We start from the raw sequence: 19,077 nt of genomic DNA, 5'->3' as shown, positions 1-19,077 counted from the left end.
CCCCGCCCTAGTGGCCAAGCGCGCTGGTCAGGGCCTTTATATTGTGCCTTACCATCGCAATGTAAGTGGGTGCCTCGCCCTTTTCGGCAGTGAGGCTGTCCGAATAGAGGGTCCCGCCGATCCTGGCCCCGGTCTCCTCGGAGATCCGCTGGATCAGGCGGGGATCGCTGACATTTTCGAGAAAAACCGCCGGAATTTTCGCTTTTTTGATCTGGGTGATGATGCCTGCGATATCGCGGGCGCTGGGCTCGGATTCGGTCGAGACCCCCACGGGGGCAATGAACTCGATGCCGTAGGCGGCCGCGAAATAGCCGAAGGCGCGGTGGGTCGAGATCACCTTGCGGTGCGCTTCCGAGATCGTCGCAACCGCCTGCCGGACTTCGCTGTCCAGCGCGTCGAGCTCTGCCAGATAGCTGTCCGCATTGGCGCGGAAGGCAGTCGCGTTCGCAGGGCTGGCGGCCGCAAGCGCGTCGCGGATATTGGCGACATAGATCTTGGCATTGGCAACGGACTGCCAGGCATGGGGATCGGGGGCGGAGCCGAGCTTGAGCGGCGTGACCCCGTCCGTCGCGGTGACGATGGTCACCTTGCCGCCGGCGGATTGCACCAGCCGCGGCAGCCAGCCTTCCAGGCCGAACCCGTTGATGAAGAGCAGCTTCGCTTCCGCAACCTTTCTGGCGTCCGCCGGGTTCGGCCGGTACACATGGGCATCGCCCTCGGGGCCAACCAGCATCGCCACGTTGACGCCGTTGCCGCCGACATTGCGCACGAGGTCGGCGAGGATCGAGAAGCTCGCGACCACGTTGAGACGCTCCTGCGCGCGTGCCGGAGCGACAAGCGTGACGAGCGCGAGCAGCGCGAGCCAGAACCACCGTCGCATCGCCGCTAAGCCTCCAGATGCCGGCCGGGGAATATCTGGCGGACCAGTCCGCCGACATTGCCGAACAGGAGCGAGGCCAGATAGAGCCCGGCCGCGACCAGGATGATCGCGGGGCCTGAGGGAATCCGCGTCTGGAACGACAGCACCAGCCCGGCATAGCCCGAAAGCATCGCGCTTGCGACCGCGATGCAGATCATGCCCGTGATGTCGCGCGACCAGAACCGGGCGATGCCGGCCGGCAGGATCATCAACCCGACGCCGAGCAGCGTGCCGAGCGCATGAAAGCCGTTGACGAGGTTGACCACGACCAGCGCCAGGAACGCCAGATGCGCCGGCGCGCCGGCGCGGCTGACGGTGCGCAGGAACACCGGATCGACGCATTCGATCACCAGCGGCCGATAGATCACCGCGAGCACCAGCAGCGTGATGGTGGCGTTGAAGGTGATCACCAGAAGCGTCTGGTTGTCCATCGCGAGAATGTCGCCGAACAGCACGTGCAGCAGGTCGATATTGGTGCCCTTGATCGAAACAATGGTGACGCCGAGCGCCAGCGAGACCAGATAGAAGGTGGCGAGCGAGGCGTCCTCCTTCAGCTCGGTGTTGCGGGCAACGAGGCCGGCCAGCAGTGCCACCGCAAATCCCGCGACCAGACCGCCAACCGTCATCGCGAACAGGTTGAGCCCGGAGAGCAGGAAGCCGATCGCCGCGCCCGGCAGGATCGCATGCGCCATGGCGTCGCCGACCAGGCTCATCCGCCGCAGCATCAGGAATACGCCGATCGGTGCGGCACCGAGCGACAGCGCGACCACAGCGGCGAGCGCGCGGCGCATGAACTCGAACTCGGTGAAGGGCGCGATCAGCGCGTCGGTGAGCATGGCATCAGGCGGCGCGCGAGGTGTCCACGACGCAGGCGGCGGCACGGTCGTCGAAGGCTTCGCACATCCGCATCGCCACCGTGAGGTTGTCCGGCGTCAGCACCTCGGTGGTCGGCCCCCACGCCACCGGCCCGCGCGCGAGCAGCAGCGTTTCCGGGAAATTGGCGCGCACCATGTCGAGGTCGTGCAGCGCCGCCAGCACCGTGCGCCCCTCGCCGTGCCAGCGCTTGACCAGCGCCAGCAGGTCGGCGGTGGTCTTGGCGTCGATGGCGTTGAAGGGCTCGTCGAGCACGATCAATCGCGCATTCTGTAGCAGCACCCGCGCGAACAGCATGCGCTGCATCTGGCCGCCGGAGAGCGTACCGATCGGCCGGTTCTCGAAGCCGTTGAGGCCGACCGCGGCGATCGAAGCAAGGATCTTCTCGCGCGCGTCCTTGCCGATGCCGCCGAACAGGCCGATGCCGCGCCACAGGCCGGTGCCGACGAAATCGAACACCGAGATCGGGAAGCTGCGGTCGATCTCGGCCGACTGCGGCAGGTAGGCGATATCCCTGTGGTCGAGGCCGCCGAGATAGATCGAACCGGAGAGCGGCTTCAGGATGCCGGTGATGCCGCGCAAGAGCGTCGACTTGCCGGCGCCGTTCGGGCCGATCAGCGCGAGCAGCGCGCCGGAGGCCACCTCGCCGTTCAAATGATGCACCGCCGGATGGCGGTCATAGCCAAGCGTGACGTTGCGGAATTGCAGTTGTGCCGCCATCGCTCACCTCATCGCCAGCAGCACGAAGGCCCACAGGCCGGCACAGACCGCGAGCGCTGCCGCAAGGCGCGCTGCGACGGTCATGCGCAGGATCGACCAGGTCGCGGCCTGCGCCGGATGCGGCGTTGCCGGACCATGGCTGTGGGCGACATGGTCGTGAGCATGTCCATGGACGTGGTCGTGGGTATGGGGCTGTGCGTGGGCCATTTAGCGGAACGTTACATTATAACATTACGCGAGTCCACCCGCTGGAAGTTCACGGTTTGCCGATCGCCATCGCGATGGCGGCGGCCAGGAACGGAAACGGCACCGAGACCGCGGCGCGGAACCAGACGAAGCGGGCCGGCATGAACGGGATTTCCCACAGGATCACCCTTTGGAAAGCGAACAGCGCCCAGGCGACGACATAGGCGATCACCTGGGGTGGACCGCCGCCGGCCTTCAGCGCCACCGCGCCGATGGAAAAACCGACCACCGGCCCGCCCGGGGTCGCCGCGCCCGCGATGACGGCGGTCAAGACGCCGAGCCAGCCGCTGTCCGGCCCGAGCCAGCCGGTGATGATCTCTTGCGGGATCACCGCGGCGATATAGCCCGACCCGACCACGCCGATCGCGATCCGCGGCATGATGTTGGCAAATTCGAGCGAACCTTCGCGCAACGACGACACCAGCACCGTGCGTCCGCGGCGCCAGGCGATGAAGCCGACGCCGGCGACCGAGCCCCACAGCAGGATGTCGATCAGGAGCGCCGCGCTCATTCCGGCGCGCCGTTCGGATAGACGCGGGCATAGACGAAGCGGCCGAAGGCGCCGGCGAGCACCGGCAGCGGCAGCGAGATCACGATCCGCCACAGCGTGAACTCGGTGCCCATGATCGGCAATTCCCAGGCCACCGCGCGGCCATAGCCGATCAGGGTCCAGCTCACCACCAGCGCGATCGTCGCGCCGAAATCGGCGCCGACGGTGAGCAGCGCCGCCGCCACCGGATAGGCGGTGAAGGGACCGCCCGGCAGGATCGCGCCGAAGGCGGTGCCGATCAGAAGGCCTTTCAATCCCGACTTCGGTCCGAGCGAGCGCGAGACTTTTTCGTGCGGTAGAATTTCCGCGATGAACGCGCCGAGCAGGCAGCCCGCGAGCACGCGCGGCAGGATGCCGCCGAACAGCGAGAGGTCGTGGGTGAGGATCTCGATCACGCCATCGGCGCCGTCACGCCGATAGACCAGCGCCGCACAGGCCAGAACCAGCACGAGGATTGAGATCATCGACCAGCCGATCGGCTTGCGCACACGGCCGGGCGGCGACTCGGCCTCGGCGGCGTCATCGGCCGGCGGCGGATCCTTTAGCGGTGCATCTGAAGGCAATGGGGCCAAGGCGGGGTGAGAATTTCCATCCTGCTTAGTCCCGTCACAAAGGCGACGCAAACGGAAGCTGGCCATGCATCCATGCGCGCGCAGGCTATGGCCATGCATCGATGCGGCGCTCCCTCCATTCGTCATTCCGGGGCGATGCGACAGCATCGAGCCCGGAATCCATTTCACCGCCTGCCTATGCGGCCCGATGGATTCTCTGATGTGCAATTGCACATCATAGTTCGCGCCAAGAGGCGCGTCCTGGAATGACGGAGCGGTTCATGTGAGGTGGCGGACGATGGCCAGTCCGGCGAACAGGCCGGCGATCGATAGCGCGACCGAACCGAGCACGTAGAACGCTGCGAGCGCGAGTTCGCCGCGTTCGTAGAGCAGCGCGGCGTCGAGCGAGAAGGCGGAGAAGGTGGTGTAGCCGCCGAGGATGCCGGTCATCAGGAACAGCCGCCACGGCTGCGACGCCTCGCCCTTGAAGGCGAGATAACCCGCAATCAGGCCCATCACGGTCGAACCGGTGATGTTGATGATGAAGGTGCCGTAGGGAAAATCTGTGCCGAGGCTGCGGCCGCAGGCGAGATTGATGAAATGGCGCAGCATCGCACCCAGGCCGCCGCCGAAGAAGACCAGAAAATAGCTTGCTGCCGTTCCCACCACTGCCCCGCTGGTGTGCCGTCGAGAGGGATTGCACCCTCCCCTGAAAGGGGTCGAGACGAGCGAAGCTCGCTCTAGGGTCGACGCGAATGAAATGAGCGGCGGGGAGGGGTCAGGTCTCTCCGCTGAGACGATGCCCGAGTGGAAAGAGTTGACCCCTCCCCGGTTCGCATTACGCTTCGGCTACATACGAACCGACCCTCCCTTTCAGGGGAGGGTCGAGACGTCGTGCATGATTGACTATTAGAAGATCACACCTTGCCGAACAGCTCGTCGACGTAGTCCCAGTTCACGAGGTTGTCGACGAACGCTTTCAGATAGTCGGGACGGCGGTTACGGTAGTCGATGTAGTAGGAGTGCTCCCAGACGTCGACGCCCAGGATCGGCACCGCGCCATGGACCAGCGGGTTCTCGCCGTTCGGCGTCTTGGAGATCTCGAGCTTGCCACCCTTGACCTGCAGCCAGGCCCAGCCAGAGCCGAACTGGCCGACACCGGCGGCGGCGAAATCGGCCTTGAACTTCTCGAAGCCGCCGAGGTCCTCGTTGATCTTCTTCTCGAGACGGCCCGGCAGCTTGCTGCCGCCGCCATTCGGCTTCATCCACTTCCAGAAGTGAATGTGGTTGTAGTGCTGGCCGGCATTGTTGAAGACGGCCGCGTTCTTGTTGTACGAGCCCTTCACGATCTCCTCGAGGGACTTGCCCTCGAATTCGGTCCCTTTGATCGCGTTGTTGCCGTTGGTCACGTAAGCCTGATGATGCTTGTCGTGATGGTACTCCAGCGTTTCCTTCGACATGTAGGGCGCCAGGGCGTCGTGGGCGTAGGGGAGGTCGGGTAGCGTGAAAGTCATGGTGTGATGTCCAACATGAGGGGAGACGACACTAACGGAGACCTCTTATAGAAGGTTCCATCACAGTTAAACACCGCATTTTCGGCGCAGGCATGCAGACCGTGCAGGCGATCTGCAAAAACGTCAGCGCAACGAACCAACTCCAAAATATTGTTGGGAATGAAATGCTTAAGATCGACTCCGAGCGGCGGGGCGCGGGCCCAGGTGCGTTTTCCCGTTTGTGCGAGTAAGATCGCGCCAATGGAATGCAAGGACCCACTCAAGGACGCACTCAAGTGAGCATCGAGATCGAAATCCTCAACGGCGATGCTTCCTGGAAGACGGTCGAGCCGCTGTTTCGGGCGGTCTGGCCGCCCGACGCGATCGCGAAATTGCCGTGGGGCCATATCAAGTGGGCTAGTGCCGACCTGCGCGTCTTGATCGACGCGCCTGAGGGCGGCGTCGGTTGCCACGTCGGCATCTATTTCCGCACCATCATCTGGAACGGGCACCAGATCCATATCGCCGGCATCGGCGGGGTTGCCACCCGCGAGGACTGCCGGCGCCGCGGCTATGCCTCGATCGCGCTCAACGCCGCGGTCGAGACCGTGCGCGCCAATGAGGCGGCGCGCTTCATGCTGTTGTTCTGCGAGCCGCACAATTTCGCGTTCTACCAGGCGCGTGGCTGGAGGCCCTTCACCGGCGAGCTCTATTGCGAGCAGCCGGGCGGACGCGTCCGCTTTGAGGCGATGACGCCGTTCGTATTCGACATCAAGCGCGCGCCTGATACGGGGACCATCGACCTGTGCGGCCTGCCGTGGTGATCCCTGCATGAGGTGCGCGTGGCTTGCGCCGTCCGTAAGATGCCGGACATCATCTTCCGGCAATCTTCAGGGCGGCCACCCAGTGACGCATGCGCATCACTGGGGCAAATGATCGCGCGCCGACGCGCGGAAGTGAGATTGCACAAAGCCGATTTGTTGCTATGCAGGCGTGCTTTTTGGGGAACGAATCATGGCTTGCAGATCAGCTCTCATCGCAGCGATGCTGGCGGTATTACTGGCCGCACCGACGGCGCGCGCGCAAAACGCGGCCGATCCATCCGGCACCTGGCAGACGCAGGCGGGCGACGCCCGCGTCAAGGTCAGCAAATGCGGCGGCGGGATTTGCGGCGTGATCGTCTCCCTGCGTGAGCCGATCGATCCCGCGACCGGCAGGCCGCAGGTCGACAACAAGAACCCGAATCCGTCGCTCACCACCCGTCCGATCATCGGGCTGCCGCTGTTCTCGGGCATGCGGCCGGCCGGCGGCAAGTGGACGGGCCAAATCTACAACGCCGACGACGGCGGCACCTATGCGAGCAGCATTTCGCTCGCCGGCCCCGACACGCTACGGGTCGAGGGCTGCGTCGGCGCGCTCTGCGGCGGCGAAAGCTGGACGCGGGTCGGACGCTAAATCTTCAGATCTGCATCGCCTTCATGGCTGACGCGGCGGAGGCGTAGCCGCCGCGGGCGCCGTCGATGAAATGCACGTGGTCGCTGCGCATCGCCGACGGGGTGAAGCAGGTCATCATCGCGGCATCCTGCCGGTGCAGGCCATAATTCACGACGCCGTTGGCCGAGGCCTGCGCGAGACGTCCGGCGAGCGCCTGCGCCAGTTCCTCGCTGCAGTCGAGGATCATCCGCAAGCCGTCGTCATATTTGCGGAAGTCGGAATTCTCGACCACCTGCCGCACATAGTCCTTCGGCACGAATTTGCCGACCGAAATGCCGAAACGCATGATGGTGTAGACGCATAGCGTGACGGCGAGCACCAGGACGCGCCGCGCGAACAGCGGACCGCCGCGCTTGGTACGCGCCTCGAAGTCGAGGCCCTGCGGCGGCCAGCGCAGCGCCGGCCCGCCCGACGGCACCGGACGGCCAGCATCCGGGCTCTGTTCGGCGAGCGCGATGACCTCCTCGATCACCTTGCGGAAGGCATGCGGATCGCCGCCCTTCGCCGGCATCACCAGCACGGACAGGATCACGCCGCGCGCGGAAGGGATCTCCTCGAAGCGGCAGGAGAGTCCGCTGAGATCGGGCTGCGTGCCCGGCGACGCCGGCGCGACGGCAAATTCACCCCGCTTCATCGCACCTTCCGCGAAGCCAAGCCCGCCGCCGGAGAACATCGCGTAGGAAAGATTGGCCGACGGCCCGAAGCGCGCGACGCGCACGTCAAGGCCCTGCACACGGACTGCCTCGATCGGCACAAGCGCCACACGCATGATGAGATCGAGATCGTCCTTCACCCAGGTCGCGGTCGCCGCCAGCGCCTCGCGCGCGGCGTCGAGATCGGCGGGCGCGACCGCAAAGCTCGCTCCGTCGCCGCCGAACACGAAGGGGAATTCGCGCCCACCGAGTGCATTGGTAACGCCGGCGATGACAGCCGCGCCCGCCATGTTGACCGCCTTGTAGCGCTTTGCGGCGATCGCCCTGGTCGATTCCACGATGTCGGCGACGCCGATGCTCCAATCGTCGGGCAAAGGCGAATACAGCGACGGCTCCATCAGGCGCGCAAAGCCGCGGAACACCGGAATGCCGCCGTAGAAGATCTCGCTGCCGCCTGCCGTCGCCATGGACCGCTCCGCTTTCGGCGTCTGTCTAGCAGATACGGGCGGTCTTGGGATCGGTTGCGCGTAGCCCCGATGCAGACCCGTAGCCCGGATGAAGCGCAGCGTAATCCGGGACGGCGGGTGCGTCTGTCTCCCCGGATTACGCTTCGCTTCATCCGGGCTACGGACCGAGTGCTAGGCCCTTGCCAATCCGCGCAGCACGAGCTGGTTGAGACGGCCGGCAAAGGCGGCCGGGTCCTCCGGCAGCTCGCCCTCGAGGATCTGGGCCTGCTCGAGCAGGAGCAGCGACAAATCCCTCGCCGCATCCTTTTCACGCGCGATCGCGGCGACCAAAGGATGGCGCAGATTGACTTCGAGGATCGGCTTGGTCACCGAACCGCGGTTTTGTTGCGCGAGGAGGCGCTCCAGCATGCGGTCGCGGCCGCCGCCGACGAGGCACGAAGCGCTCGAGGTCAACCGCTGCGAGGCGCGGACGTCGGCGACGCGCTCGCCGAGCGCTTCCTTGATCGCGGCGATCGTCGTGGCTTCATCCGCGGCCGGCTCGTCCTTTTTCTCGTCGGTCTTGTCGTCCACAGGCGGGATCAGGCTGAAATCGACGTCGCCCTGGCTCAGCGACTTCAGCGGCTTGCCGCCGAAATCGATCGGCGCCGAAGTCCAGAACGCATCCACGGGATCGGTGAGCAAGAGCACCTCGACGCCGCGTGCTTGCGCGGCCTCCAACTTCGGGTTCGACTTCAACCGCTCGATGCTTTCGCCGGTGAGATAATAGATGTCGGTCTGGTTCGGCCTGAGAGCCTCGACATATTGCTTGAGCGAGCGGTTCTCGCCCGCAGTGGTCGTGAAGCGCGACAGGCCCAGCAGCTTCTCGCGCCGCTCGTAATCCTCCCACAGGCCCTCCTTGAGGACCGGGCCGAACGCATCCCAGATCTTGGCGAACGCGTCCGGCTCCTTATCCGCCAATCGCTCGAGTTCGCCGATGACGCGGCCGGTTACGGCATTGCGGATTTGCGTGAGCTGCGGGTTGTTCTGCAGCATCTCGCGCGAGATGTTGAGCGGAAGATCCTCGCTGTCGATCACGCCGCGGATGAAGCGCAGATACGCGGGCAGAAGATCGGCATCGTCGGCGATGAAGACGCGGCGGACATAGAGCTTCACCCTGCCCTTGCGCGCTGGCTCGAACAGGTCGAACGGTTTTGTCGACGGCGCAAACAGCAGCACGGCATAGGACTGCCGGCCCTCGGCGCGATAATGCAGCGTCATCGCGGGCTCGTCGAAGGCGCCGGCGATCGATTTATAGGCTTCGCTGTAATCCTCCGCCGAGAGTTCCGATTTCGACCGCTGCCACAGCGCGCTCGCGGAATTGATCTGGCTTGGCTCCCCCTCCTCCGGCACCAGCTCGATCGGGAACTGGATGTTATCCGAATAGGCGCGGACGATGCGCTCGATCTCATAGGTCTCGAGATATTTCGCGGCGTCCTTCTTCAAATGCAGCACGATCTCGGTGCCGCGGGTGACGCGTTTGGCATCCTCCTCACTGGCGGGCGCGATCTCGAAGCCGCTGCCGCCCGACGAGGTCCAAGTCCAGGCCTGGTCGCTTCCGGCGCGGCGGCTGATCACGATAATCCTGTCGGCAACCATGAAGGCGGCATAGAAGCCGACGCCGAACTGACCGATCAGGTTGGTGCCGTCCCTGGCCTCAGCAAGCCGCGCGAGGAACGACTTGGTACCGGAGCGCGCGATGGTGCCGAGATTGTCGATCAGCTCCTGCCGGTCCATGCCGATGCCGCTGTCGATCACAGACAACGTATCGGCCTTCTTGTCCGGCCTGATCCAGATCTTCGGCGGCGCGCCGTCGGCGATCAGCTCCGGCGCGGCAATCGCCTCATAACGCAGCTTGTCGCAGGCATCGGAAGCGTTCGAGATCAATTCGCGCAGGAAGATATCGGTCTCCGAATAGACCGAGTGCACCATCAGGTGCAGGAGCTCGGCAACCTCGGCCTGGAACGGCTGGGATTCAGGGGTGGTATCGCTATTCGTCATACGTTCGCCCGATCAAGGATAAGGGAAAACGTCGATATAGCGTGATGATTTAACGGATCAAGTCTCGCCGCTTCCTCTCGACCGCCGAACGGATCAGCTGCCGAACTTCTTCCGTAGCATCGCGCCAATTATATTGGAATAATCGTCCGTCCAGAGCGCACTCGAGGGGTCCGGCTCCAAATGGGTCCAGCCTTCGGAGATACGGCCGAGATCCGTCGGCTGGCGAGCCAGCACCACCAGGCGCACCTTGGCTTTCAGCGTCGTCGCGAAATCATCGGCGCTGGTATCCTGCTTAAAATAGGCTTCGAGCCCCTGTGACTGCGCGATGTTGGCGAGTTCAGGCGCAAGGTCGAGATGCCGGTTGGTGATATGGACGATAATCACGCCATGCGGCGTGAGCTTGGAGAGATAGGCGGAGAAAGCCTCGCGCGTCAGAAGATGGGCAGGAATGGCATCCGAGGAGAAGGCGTCCAGCACGATCAGGTCGTAGCGGTCGGGCGAGGCTGCAAGCGTCAGACGAGCACCACCAAGCACGATCTCGGCATCAGGCGCGCAGCGCGACAAGAACTCGAAGCGGGCCGGATCACGCGCGATGCGAATAACTTCCGGATCGATCTCGAAGAAAGTCCATCGTTCTTTTTGTTTCTGGTGGCAGGCAAGGGTGCCGGTGCCAAGACCAACGACGGCAACCCGGTCGAATCCGCCGCGGGCGGCACGCGCCGACTCTATGGCTTCGGCATACGGCCCACCTGGATTATAGTACATTTGCGGGACTGGTTTTCCCTGGACCGGTGTTCCATCCTCATTGCGCAGGCGCTGCGCGCCGTGAATGGTGCTGCCGTGAGAGAGCAGCCGGAACTTGCCGTCGTTGATCTCCACCACCTTATGCACGCCGAAAAAGCTGCGCGCGGTTTCGACCGGCACAAATCCTGGCCGCCAGAATGCGGTCAACATGAAACCGAGCACGGCAAGACCGAAGAACCTCGTCGGCCTGTGTCGTTGGAACAGCATGACGACCGCCAGCAGGTTCAGCCCTATTTGGATCGGCAGATCGAGCGCGGCCGGACGTTGGGAGCTCACGAAGTACCAGATCATCCCCAGCGCCGCGCTCGCGAGCAACCATGGCAACGCTTCGACCAAGGCCTTGCGCAGCCCGCCGGCAAAAGCGCCGGGAATGGCGAGCAGCGCCAGCAGGGTCAGGATCGGATATTCTGTATTACCGGAGAAAATGTGCGGCGCGAACAGGCCAGCGAAGGCACCGCCGATGACACCGCCGAACGACGTACAAAGGAAGAATTCCGTCAGCCGCTGGGCATGGGGCCGGCGCGCATAGAGCTCGCCGTGACACAGCAACGTCAGCAGCGTGAACGCAACTAGGTTGAGCACAATCGCAACCGCCCAAAAGGCGCTGCTGTTGCCGATCAGGTTGACCGCGAGCGGTATCACTGCGAACGGCACCAGCCGCACCACCGTTGAATGCGCGATCCACGGCCGCTCGCGGAACACCGCAACAAAGGTGAGCAGATAGAGCGCGAGCGGAATCACCCAGAGGAACGGTGCGGCCGCGACATCGGTCGTCAGATGCGCCGTCACGGCGATCACCAGCCCGGACGGAATCGCCGCCAGCACGATCCAGCGCGCACGGTCGGCAACAGTCACTCCGGCAACATCACCCGGATGAACAACAGAGGCCGCGACGGGCGCACCGCGCCCGGCCGACAGCGCCACCGCGGCCATAAGCAGCGCAAGAAGCGCAAACCCAACCGACCAGGCGGCCGTTTGCATCTTCAGCGTCAACATCGGCTCCAGCAGCGCGGGATAGGCCAGCAGCGCCGCGAACGAGCCGAGATTGGAGGCCGCATAGAGCACGTAGGGATTGCCGGCCTGCCGATGCCCGCTCGCGGCGAACCAGCTTTGCAGCAGCGGCGCGCTCGCCGACAATGTGAAGAATGGCAAACCGATCGAGGCAGCGAACAGCCCGAACAGCCAGAACGCGATGCCGGTGGCCGGAGGCGCGCCCCAGCCGGACGCGATCGCGATCGGCAGCGTGAGTGCCGTGACGGCGATGAGCGCAAGATGGGCTAAGGCGGCCCGACGCGGCGGCAAGGCGCGGCCGAGCAGATGCGCGTAGGCATAGCCTGCGAGGAGGACGGTCTGAAAGAACACCATCGCGACCGACCACACCGCGGGTGCGCCGCCGAGTTTCGGCAGTACCATCTTGGCGAACATCGGTTGGATCGAGAACAACAGCAGCGCCGAAACAAACAGCGTTGTCGCGTAAAGCGCCGGCGCAACGTGCGTCTCGGCCACATCGCGCCCGAGCGCCTGCAACGTTCGTTCCGGAGGATTTTCCAACAGCGACACTGACGCCCCCACAATTTACGCGTGCACGCCAAGGAGAAGCGTGCTCAGATCATGATCCGATCAGGCTGGTCGGACCATGGTCTTATCTCTTTGTCTAAGCATGATCTTTTCGGAAACTGGGTCACAGTTTTCCGGATGATGCTCTAAGAAGGCGTTAACGTGATCAAAGACCACGTCAATGGAACACCACCTTCGCGCGATTCATGCTCTACGGGGCTTTAAGATATGGCATCGAGATACCGCGCGACCGACGCATCGAACGCCGCCTTCGCGTCGTGCTCGATATTTCGTCCCCACCAGCCGCCGTAAATGCGATCGAACGCAAGCGGCGCGATCGCCTCCGCGATGCGGCGCACTGCCACCGCGTTCAGCGGCGTGTAGTTCGGATAGGAGTACATGAAGCTGACGTGACGGCGATCCATCGCCACCTGCGCCACATCGCCGGTCAGGAGTGCGCCGCGGCCATCCGCGCCCGTGCGCCAATGCAATACGCTCGCGCCAGCAAAATGCCCGCCGGCGCGGACCAGCCGAAGATCGTCCGAAATCGCGAGCTCCTCGCCTCGCCACGGCATGATCGACGCATGCGGCCGCGTGATCCATGGCGCATCGTCGCCATGTAGATAGACCGGTGCATTGCCGAACGCCTCGCTCCAGTCGGCCACCGCTCCATAAAAATGCGGATGCGATACCGCGATCGCTTTCAGCCCGCCGCGCGACTTGACGTAGTCGATCGCCTCTCGCGTTGCGAGCGGGATGCAGTCCCACATCACAAGGCCGTCGCCATCCGGCACCAGCAACGCACGCTGGCCGATCGCCAAGAGCGGCTCGACCGCGATGCCAACGAGCCCAAGATCGTCGCGCCAGACGACACGATAGCGCTTGGCCAGTTCCTCGCGGCTGAGCCAGACTTGCCCGTTCCAGTTCACGAACTGCCGCTCGTCCTCGCAGATCCGGCAGGACGGCGGCGAACTGGCGCTCTCGGAAAACTGCGCACCGCATTGTTCGCAGGTCCAGATTGGCATGAGGGTCACTCCATTTGGAGGCGCAAGATAGCATGCAATGCGGCGGTTCGATCTCGTCTATATCGGCTTCCGCTGCGTGTACACGGCTGCCCCAAAAGCACCGTGACAAGGGCTGCAAAACAAAAGCCCGCCAGAGGCGGGCTTTCACGATGGTCAATCAGGAACGATCAGTGCTTGGAGCCAAGACTGACGATGACGCCGGTCGGTTCAGGCTCGTGCGGCATCAAATTCGTCAGGGTGTCGTCGCTCCAATGGGCGAGGTTCACGATCTTGCCGATCTGCGTGTCCGTCTCCGCTGATTCGCTGGGCTCGAGAACGTTGAGCCCGTTGGTGTCAAGGAAGTAGGTGTGATCACCGAACAAGCGGTTCAACTGGGCGACCGCCGGGTGATCGTCGGGAAGGCAGTGGGCATCGAATTGGCTCAAGGCCCGCTCGACCTGGGATGAGTTCAGTCTCATGTTCCTCGCTCCTCTGGATTGGAGGGTTGCACCGCGCAACGGCCTAAGCCGCAGGCGGCCGCCTGCATTTGCGGGACGTCATCCCGCCAACACGACGACGCGCTGGAGCTTCACTTGTGCCGTCGCTGGATGATTTTCTTCGAATTGCCATCCTGTCGCCGGCTCTTCGCCAAATACGATCCGTTTCGACCGCGCTTCAACGAACGTGAAGTCCGGGACATTGGGTCCGAGCTCGCCTATTCAACCCCGCGCTCGCATTAAATTCGCGAGTTCCCCAAGGTTCACTCCTCGGGAACAGGATGCAACCTCGCCAATTCGTCGAGCGATAGCGCCGCTTCGCGTTCCGTCAGCGTAAAGCGCACGATCACATCCTGACGGGTGACCTGCCCCCAAAGTCCCTCCGTGGACCACTTTTGTGGCACAGGCCCGCGCGGACCTTCGATCCAGACGAAGTACCACTGTGTCATGACAAGCGCCTCGCCTTAAGCGACGCGCGATTATAACGCGTTCCGTTGCAGGGATCGAACCCGGCCACCAGGCTCAAACAGCCACCGGACTCACATGAACAGCCGCGCGAGGTAAGCCAGAGCGCCGACGAGCCCGATCAGCCCGATGGTGATGCAGATCACGATCAGCCCGGCTTGCTCAAACACACGGTCGCGCATGGTCGCAAAGCTCCTGCTCAATGCGAAACCCGCAACACGGTCAGCGCTCGCGTTCGGCGATCCGGCGTTTGAAATTCGATGGTCTGGCCGACTGACAGGCCGATCAGCGCGGCGCCGACCGGAGTCAGCACCGAAATGCGCTTGCGCGAGATGTCGGCTTCGTGCGGATAGACCAGCACCACCTCCCTCGCCTCGCCGGTGCTGTCGTCACGATAGCGGACCTCGGAGCCCATGCGGACCACGTCTCGCAAATCGGCGTCGTCAGGAGCGATGCTCGCGCGCTCCATCTCGCCCGCAAGGAAATAGGCCACGCGCGGAAAAAGCTCCATGCTGGAGTTGGCAAGCCCGCTCAACCGCTGCTTCTCCTCCGTTGTCACCAGGATCGGCGGCAGATCGGGTTCGGTCTTCTTGCTCATTGCTGTCACCTTGGCGTTCAGGCAGCCGTTGGCCCTGGGTCGTCGTCGACGGGATCATCTTTTGTAGCCGCAGGCGCACGGAACAATGGCACGACATTCGACTCGGCTTGTCTCACGCTTTCGCGCGTGGGCTCGAGGCGGCGATCATCGGATGCGGTGTGGACGGTCTTTGACGGGGGCGGCACGGCACGTTCCTTCTGTTCAAAGTAAATCGGGCTCCTGCACGGAAGCCACGAACTCGAGATATCGATGAGAACAGAACCCGGACGGCTCGATCGGCCGTCCGGCTAAGTGCCTGCGTGCAGGCGGCCGGCGTGCAGACAGAAGCGCGCGATGCGCGGATCGATGTCGACAACGTATGTCATAATGCACGCAGCATAGCCCCACATGGCACCGTCGCCATTGCGGCGAAAGCGCGCACCTCGCGTAACGACGCGAAATTGCGTACCGTTGCAGGGATCGAAACCCCACAGGTAACTTTCCGATCCCAGTGTCGCTAGCGCCGTTCGCGCGGCATCTCCTTTCGCGGCATCTCTGTTGCGGCTTGATGTGCCATCTCAGCGGAAATCGTTTGTGCCATCCGCAAATGATCCAGCACAGTCGGCAAGAGGTCGGATGCAAAATTCTTCAGTTCGGCGTTCTCACCTGAACCGATCTCGTATTCCAGAAGCTGGGCTGTCTTCTGATGCTCGATAATTTGCCCCTCGATGTAGGCACGATCGAATTGCGCGTCGCTCGACTGCTCCAGCTTGGCGCGCATGGCCTTGTGTTCCTCGTCGAATTTATCAGGCAGCGCAATCCCGTTCGTGTTTGCGAGCGTTCCCAGCCTGTCGTTGGCAGCGCTGTGGTCGCGGACCATGCGCTCCGCGAATTCCCTGACCGTGCGGCTCGTTGCTCTCTGCGCCGCGAGCCTGCCCAACTCCACCTCAGCCAATCCTCCGACTGCGGCGGCGTGAATGAAGGTGCGATCCGGCTGATTGGTTTGGCGTGGCGCCGGCATCCCAGGTGCAGATTGTCTCGTGCCAGGCGGCACGCCGCCGGGATTACCCGGCGCGGGACTCGCGGGATTGGTCGACTGACCGAAAGCCGCCGGAGAAACAAATGCAATTGCGATCGTTACGAGCGTGAGAAGACGCATCACTCAATCTCCTTCTGCGACTCAGCGGGACGACAACCGCCGGCACCCGACTGGCATCACAGCGTCAGCATGTACGCCACCAGCGAATCCTTCTCCTCCTGCGTCAGCTTCAAGCCGAGCACCAGGTTGAAGAACTCGACCGTGTCGGCAAGCGTCAGCAACCGCCCGTCGTGCATATAGGGCGGCGAGTCCTTGATGCCGCGCAACGTGAAGGTCTTGATTGGTCCATCAGGCAATGTGACGAGACCATTGACCGTCTGACCGACATTGTAGAAGCGCTCAAGCTTCAGGTCGTGCATGTTGTTGTCGAGGAACGACGTCTGCGGCATGTGACATTGCGCGCATTGCCCCTTGCCCAGGAACACCTGCTCTCCCGCGAGTTCCTGTTGCGTCGCCTTGCTGGGATCGAGCCGCCCCAGCGGGTCGAGCTTTGGCGCAGGCGGGAAATCGATGATGTTCTGCATCTGCGCCATCATCGGGACCTGATCAAATCGGTCGGGCAGGTTCACGCCCTTCCGCTGCGCGCTGACGTGATCGCCGTTGAAATAGGCCGTCCGCTGCTCGAACTGCGTGAAGTCCTCGATCGAGCGCAGCGACCGTTTCGAGCCATGAATTTGCTGGTTGAACATGCCGCGGAGGCTGACCGTATCGAGGCGGAAGCGAGCCGCCTGCGGACGCACGTCAGGTGTCTGGTGGAAGGCCGCATTGGTGTGGAAATTCGCATGGCAATCGAGACAGGTGACGCCAAGGCTTTGGTCTGCGCTCTTGCGATCTTCTGTCTGGTTGAACTCTTCCTGCGGGAACGGTGTCAGCAACAGGCGCAGTCCCTCCATCTGCACGGGCGTGATGATGCCGATCATCAGTTGATAGTAGTTCTTTATCGTCAGGAGCTGGCCGTGCGAGACATCGCCCAGTTCCGGATGGGTGGTGAGAAAGATCGGCGGCGGAAACTCCGGCGTGAACTGGTCGGGGAGATCGAAATCGATGTCGAAGCGCCTGATGTTGCGCGATTCCTGCCGGTTGATTTCGTCGATCTGCTGGTTCGGGAAAACCTGGCCGCCGGTCGCCTGCTTGACATGCGGCAGCGGCATGAAACCGGCCGGCAGCAATCCGCGCTGCCTTATCTCGTCCGGACTCATCGCCGACAGACTGTCCCAGGTTACTCCTGTCGCCAGCCTGACGCGCACTCCGTCCTGCACGGGCTTTCGCCCGCCCGACATCATCGCATTGTCGATCGGCCGGTTGGAGAGGTCATAGCGCTGCTCCAACAAGGCCTGCTGGCGCTGCATGACCTGCGGTTTCTGCGCCTCATCGAGCGCCTTCACCACATCAAGCGGCTGCGTCGGAAGCGGCCTGTAGGTCGCGTCTGGGGGCAGTGGATCGGCCAATGCAGCGACTGCAATAAAGCTCGCTACGGCCAATGCGGCCGCAGTTTTCGGGTATTTCGACATGAGCGACCTCCGGTTCGGAGCACGCACCAGAAGTGCCGATGCAGGACCTACGCAGATGCGGAGCGCAACGCGGTCGAATCTGCTTCGTTCCTACATTCCTCGAGTTTGATCATTCCGTGATGGGGGCGCACGCGATGGCCGGGTTGGTTGATCGCGTTGGCATTAGTTGACAATCCAGCCACTCCACCAACTCACGTTTGCTCCAACGCAGCACGCGTTGCCGTCGGTGCAGCTTGACAATCGAAAACGGCTCCGGTTATGTAATGTTATAACATTACATATGGATGCCCCGATGCCCTCTGCCGGGCGGAAATTCCTCGAGCTGCAAAGGCTGTTCGATCTCCATGCAAAAACTGCCCGTCACCGTCTTGTCCGGCTTCCTCGGGGCTGGAAAGACAACTTTGCTGAACCACGTGCTCAACAACCGACACGGCCTGAAGGTGGCCGTGATTGTGAACGACATGAGCGAGGTGAACATCGATGCGGACCTCGTTCGCGATGGCGGTGCGAATCTTTCCCGGACGAACGAGAAGCTGGTTGAGATGACCAACGGGTGCATCTGCTGCACCCTGCGCGACGACCTGCTGAGGGAAGTGCGTGCGCTGGCTGAAGGCGGAAGGTTCGATTACCTCTTGATCGAATCGACCGGCATCTCCGAGCCGCTGCCGATTGCGGCCACGTTCGATTTCCGGACCGAGCAAGGCGAGAGCCTGTCCGACGTCGCGCGGCTCGACACGATGGTCACGGTCGTCGATGCGGTGAACCTGTTGAAGGACTATTCCTCCACCGACTTCCTTAGCGAGCGCGGCGAGGCCCTCGACAACGACCAGCGCACGCTGGTCGATTTGCTTGTCGAGCAGATCGAATTTGCCGATGTGGTGGTGCTGAACAAGGTGGATGACGCAACACCCGCGCACCGCGATGCCGCGCGCAAGATCATCCGGGCGCTCAATCCTGAGGCCGAGATCCTGGAGACCAATCACAGCAAGGTCCCGTTCGATCGGATCCTCGATACCGGGCGCTTCGATTTTCAGAAGGCGCAACAGCATCCGCTGTGGTTCAAGGAGCTGTATGGCTTTGCCGACCATGTGCCGGAGAGCGAGGAATACGGCATCAAGAGCTTCGTCTATCGTGCGCAGCGGCCGTTTGAGCCCACGAAATTCCATCACTTCCTTCATGACGCCTGGCCAGGGGTCATTCGCGCCAAGGGCCATTTCTGGATTGCCACGCGTCCGCAGTGGGTCGGCGAAATGAGCCAGGCCGGCGCCATCACCAAGACCGAGGCCCTGGGATTCTGGTGGGCAGCGATTCCGCGCGAACGGTGGCCGCAGGATCCCGAGTGGCAGCGAATATTGAAGAAGAGCTGGAACGATCTCTATGGCGACCGCCGGCAAGAACTCGTCTTCATCGGCACGAACATGGATGAAGCCGCGATCCGTGCACGGCTTGATGCGTGCCTCGTGAAAGGAAAGCCTGGCATGGATACGCAGGCCTGGGCCGGCCTGCCCGATCCGTTTCCGGTTTGGAGGCGCGCCAACGAAGCGGCCTGACGCGCCGCAA

Annotated in this window: 20 protein-coding genes; 3 read left to right on the top strand and 17 right to left on the bottom strand. The window is 63.2% G+C overall.

Annotated elements, in window-relative coordinates; all coding sequences use genetic code 11:
- Window positions 1–7 precede the first annotated feature (7 nt).
- The 8 genes from ACZYOF_RS11360 to ACZYOF_RS11325 all read right to left on the bottom strand — a co-directional run bounded on the left by ACZYOF_RS11360 (window position 8) and on the right by ACZYOF_RS11325 (window position 5,373).
- Window positions 8–880: a metal ABC transporter solute-binding protein, Zn/Mn family gene (locus tag ACZYOF_RS11360; protein WP_463715805.1), complete on the bottom strand. Its 873-nt coding sequence runs from the start codon at window positions 878–880 to the stop codon at window positions 8–10.
- 5 nt (window positions 881–885) lie between these two features.
- Window positions 886–1,755 carry a metal ABC transporter permease gene (locus tag ACZYOF_RS11355; protein WP_463715804.1) on the bottom strand — a complete coding sequence of 290 codons (870 nt, stop codon included), beginning with the start codon at window positions 1,753–1,755 and terminating at the stop codon, window positions 886–888.
- A gap of 4 nt (window positions 1,756–1,759) precedes the next feature.
- Window positions 1,760–2,512 (bottom strand): metal ABC transporter ATP-binding protein, encoded by a 753-nt coding sequence (locus ACZYOF_RS11350; protein WP_463715803.1) that lies wholly within the window; start codon window positions 2,510–2,512, stop codon window positions 1,760–1,762.
- A gap of 3 nt (window positions 2,513–2,515) precedes the next feature.
- A complete protein-coding gene (locus tag ACZYOF_RS11345) occupies window positions 2,516–2,719 on the bottom strand; it encodes a hypothetical protein (protein ID WP_130577930.1) in 204 nt (67 codons plus the stop codon).
- A 49-nt stretch (window positions 2,720–2,768) separates the two neighbouring features.
- A complete protein-coding gene (locus ACZYOF_RS11340) occupies window positions 2,769–3,269 on the bottom strand; it encodes a hypothetical protein (RefSeq protein WP_130577929.1) in 501 nt (166 codons plus the stop codon).
- A complete protein-coding gene (locus ACZYOF_RS11335) occupies window positions 3,266–3,880 on the bottom strand; it encodes a permease (protein ID WP_463715802.1) in 615 nt (204 codons plus the stop codon). Before ACZYOF_RS11335 ends, ACZYOF_RS11340 begins: the two co-directional genes overlap by 4 nt.
- Window positions 3,881–4,138: 258 nt before the next feature.
- Window positions 4,139–4,525: a fluoride efflux transporter CrcB gene (crcB, locus tag ACZYOF_RS11330; RefSeq protein WP_130577927.1), complete on the bottom strand. Its 387-nt coding sequence runs from the start codon at window positions 4,523–4,525 to the stop codon at window positions 4,139–4,141.
- Window positions 4,526–4,776: 251 nt separating this feature from the next.
- Window positions 4,777–5,373 carry a superoxide dismutase gene (locus ACZYOF_RS11325; protein WP_130225396.1) on the bottom strand — a complete coding sequence of 199 codons (597 nt, stop codon included), beginning with the start codon at window positions 5,371–5,373 and terminating at the stop codon, window positions 4,777–4,779.
- A 275-nt stretch (window positions 5,374–5,648) separates the two neighbouring features.
- Here ACZYOF_RS11325 and ACZYOF_RS11320 point away from each other — a divergent pair, with 275 nt between their 5' ends.
- The gene (locus ACZYOF_RS11320) at window positions 5,649–6,176 is read left to right on the top strand and encodes a GNAT family N-acetyltransferase (protein ID WP_130577925.1); all 528 of its coding nucleotides are present in this window, start codon (window positions 5,649–5,651) and stop codon (window positions 6,174–6,176) included.
- A 190-nt stretch (window positions 6,177–6,366) separates the two neighbouring features.
- Window positions 6,367–6,807: a DUF2147 domain-containing protein gene (locus ACZYOF_RS11315; RefSeq protein ID WP_463715801.1), complete on the top strand. Its 441-nt coding sequence runs from the start codon at window positions 6,367–6,369 to the stop codon at window positions 6,805–6,807.
- 4 nt (window positions 6,808–6,811) lie between these two features.
- Here the strand turns inward: ACZYOF_RS11315 and ACZYOF_RS11310 are convergent, their stop codons facing one another.
- The 9 genes from ACZYOF_RS11310 to ACZYOF_RS11270 all read right to left on the bottom strand — a co-directional run bounded on the left by ACZYOF_RS11310 (window position 6,812) and on the right by ACZYOF_RS11270 (window position 17,517).
- Window positions 6,812–7,966: a DUF3095 domain-containing protein gene (locus tag ACZYOF_RS11310; RefSeq protein WP_463715800.1), complete on the bottom strand. Its 1,155-nt coding sequence runs from the start codon at window positions 7,964–7,966 to the stop codon at window positions 6,812–6,814.
- Window positions 7,967–8,137: 171 nt separating this feature from the next.
- Window positions 8,138–10,003 carry a molecular chaperone HtpG gene (gene htpG / locus ACZYOF_RS11305; protein ID WP_463715799.1) on the bottom strand — a complete coding sequence of 622 codons (1,866 nt, stop codon included), beginning with the start codon at window positions 10,001–10,003 and terminating at the stop codon, window positions 8,138–8,140.
- A gap of 93 nt (window positions 10,004–10,096) precedes the next feature.
- Window positions 10,097–12,367: a spermidine synthase gene (locus ACZYOF_RS11300; protein WP_463715798.1), complete on the bottom strand. Its 2,271-nt coding sequence runs from the start codon at window positions 12,365–12,367 to the stop codon at window positions 10,097–10,099.
- Between the two features lie 218 nt (window positions 12,368–12,585).
- Window positions 12,586–13,389, bottom strand: a complete 804-nt coding sequence (locus tag ACZYOF_RS11295; RefSeq protein ID WP_463715797.1) for an MBL fold metallo-hydrolase — start codon at window positions 13,387–13,389, stop codon at window positions 12,586–12,588.
- Window positions 13,390–13,556: 167 nt separating this feature from the next.
- Complete coding sequence (locus ACZYOF_RS11290; RefSeq protein WP_130577919.1) at window positions 13,557–13,847, bottom strand: hypothetical protein; 291 nt, start codon at window positions 13,845–13,847, stop codon at window positions 13,557–13,559.
- A gap of 281 nt (window positions 13,848–14,128) precedes the next feature.
- On the bottom strand, window positions 14,129–14,314 hold the full coding sequence (locus ACZYOF_RS11285; protein ID WP_130225404.1) for a hypothetical protein: 186 nt from the start codon (window positions 14,312–14,314) through the stop codon (window positions 14,129–14,131).
- 215 nt (window positions 14,315–14,529) lie between these two features.
- The gene (gene rnk, locus ACZYOF_RS11280; protein WP_394567224.1) at window positions 14,530–14,928 is read right to left on the bottom strand and encodes a nucleoside diphosphate kinase regulator; all 399 of its coding nucleotides are present in this window, start codon (window positions 14,926–14,928) and stop codon (window positions 14,530–14,532) included.
- Between the two features lie 496 nt (window positions 14,929–15,424).
- Entirely contained in the window at window positions 15,425–16,066 is a 642-nt protein-coding gene (locus ACZYOF_RS11275; RefSeq protein WP_463715796.1) for a DUF4142 domain-containing protein, read from the bottom strand.
- A gap of 56 nt (window positions 16,067–16,122) precedes the next feature.
- Window positions 16,123–17,517 carry a cytochrome B6 gene (locus ACZYOF_RS11270; RefSeq protein WP_463715795.1) on the bottom strand — a complete coding sequence of 465 codons (1,395 nt, stop codon included), beginning with the start codon at window positions 17,515–17,517 and terminating at the stop codon, window positions 16,123–16,125.
- A 344-nt stretch (window positions 17,518–17,861) separates the two neighbouring features.
- Between ACZYOF_RS11270 and zigA the strand changes: the two genes are divergently transcribed.
- Window positions 17,862–19,067 carry a zinc metallochaperone GTPase ZigA gene (zigA, locus tag ACZYOF_RS11265; RefSeq protein ID WP_130577916.1) on the top strand — a complete coding sequence of 402 codons (1,206 nt, stop codon included), beginning with the start codon at window positions 17,862–17,864 and terminating at the stop codon, window positions 19,065–19,067.
- Window positions 19,068–19,077: the final 10 nt, after the last annotated feature.

It is taken from the genome of Bradyrhizobium sp. LeoA1Lang (assembly GCF_055413685.1).
Note: the sequence above shows the minus strand (reverse complement) of the source record. Positions and strands in the feature narration are given on the sequence as shown.

Bases quoted from the DNA above. Each gene is read 5' to 3' on its own strand.
- ACZYOF_RS11360 (WP_463715805.1), bottom strand. From the start codon at position 880: ATGCGACGGTGGTTCTGGCTCGCGCTGCTCGCGCTCGTCACGCTTGTC.
- ACZYOF_RS11355 (WP_463715804.1), bottom strand. From the start codon at position 1,755: ATGCTCACCGACGCGCTGATCGCGCCCTTCACCGAGTTCGAGTTCATG.
- ACZYOF_RS11350 (WP_463715803.1), bottom strand. From the start codon at position 2,512: ATGGCGGCACAACTGCAATTCCGCAACGTCACGCTTGGCTATGACCGC.
- ACZYOF_RS11345 (WP_130577930.1), bottom strand. From the start codon at position 2,719: ATGGCCCACGCACAGCCCCATACCCACGACCACGTCCATGGACATGCT.
- ACZYOF_RS11340 (WP_130577929.1), bottom strand. From the start codon at position 3,269: ATGAGCGCGGCGCTCCTGATCGACATCCTGCTGTGGGGCTCGGTCGCC.
- ACZYOF_RS11325 (WP_130225396.1), bottom strand. From the start codon at position 5,373: ATGACTTTCACGCTACCCGACCTCCCCTACGCCCACGACGCCCTGGCG.
- ACZYOF_RS11315 (WP_463715801.1), top strand. From the start codon at position 6,367: ATGGCTTGCAGATCAGCTCTCATCGCAGCGATGCTGGCGGTATTACTG.
- ACZYOF_RS11310 (WP_463715800.1), bottom strand. From the start codon at position 7,966: ATGGCGACGGCAGGCGGCAGCGAGATCTTCTACGGCGGCATTCCGGTG.
- htpG (WP_463715799.1), bottom strand. From the start codon at position 10,003: ATGACGAATAGCGATACCACCCCTGAATCCCAGCCGTTCCAGGCCGAG.
- ACZYOF_RS11295 (WP_463715797.1), bottom strand. From the start codon at position 13,389: ATGCCAATCTGGACCTGCGAACAATGCGGTGCGCAGTTTTCCGAGAGC.
- ACZYOF_RS11290 (WP_130577919.1), bottom strand. From the start codon at position 13,847: ATGAGACTGAACTCATCCCAGGTCGAGCGGGCCTTGAGCCAATTCGAT.
- ACZYOF_RS11285 (WP_130225404.1), bottom strand. From the start codon at position 14,314: ATGACACAGTGGTACTTCGTCTGGATCGAAGGTCCGCGCGGGCCTGTG.
- rnk (WP_394567224.1), bottom strand. From the start codon at position 14,928: ATGAGCAAGAAGACCGAACCCGATCTGCCGCCGATCCTGGTGACAACG.
- ACZYOF_RS11275 (WP_463715796.1), bottom strand. From the start codon at position 16,066: ATGCGTCTTCTCACGCTCGTAACGATCGCAATTGCATTTGTTTCTCCG.
- ACZYOF_RS11270 (WP_463715795.1), bottom strand. From the start codon at position 17,517: ATGTCGAAATACCCGAAAACTGCGGCCGCATTGGCCGTAGCGAGCTTT.
- zigA (WP_130577916.1), top strand. From the start codon at position 17,862: ATGCAAAAACTGCCCGTCACCGTCTTGTCCGGCTTCCTCGGGGCTGGA.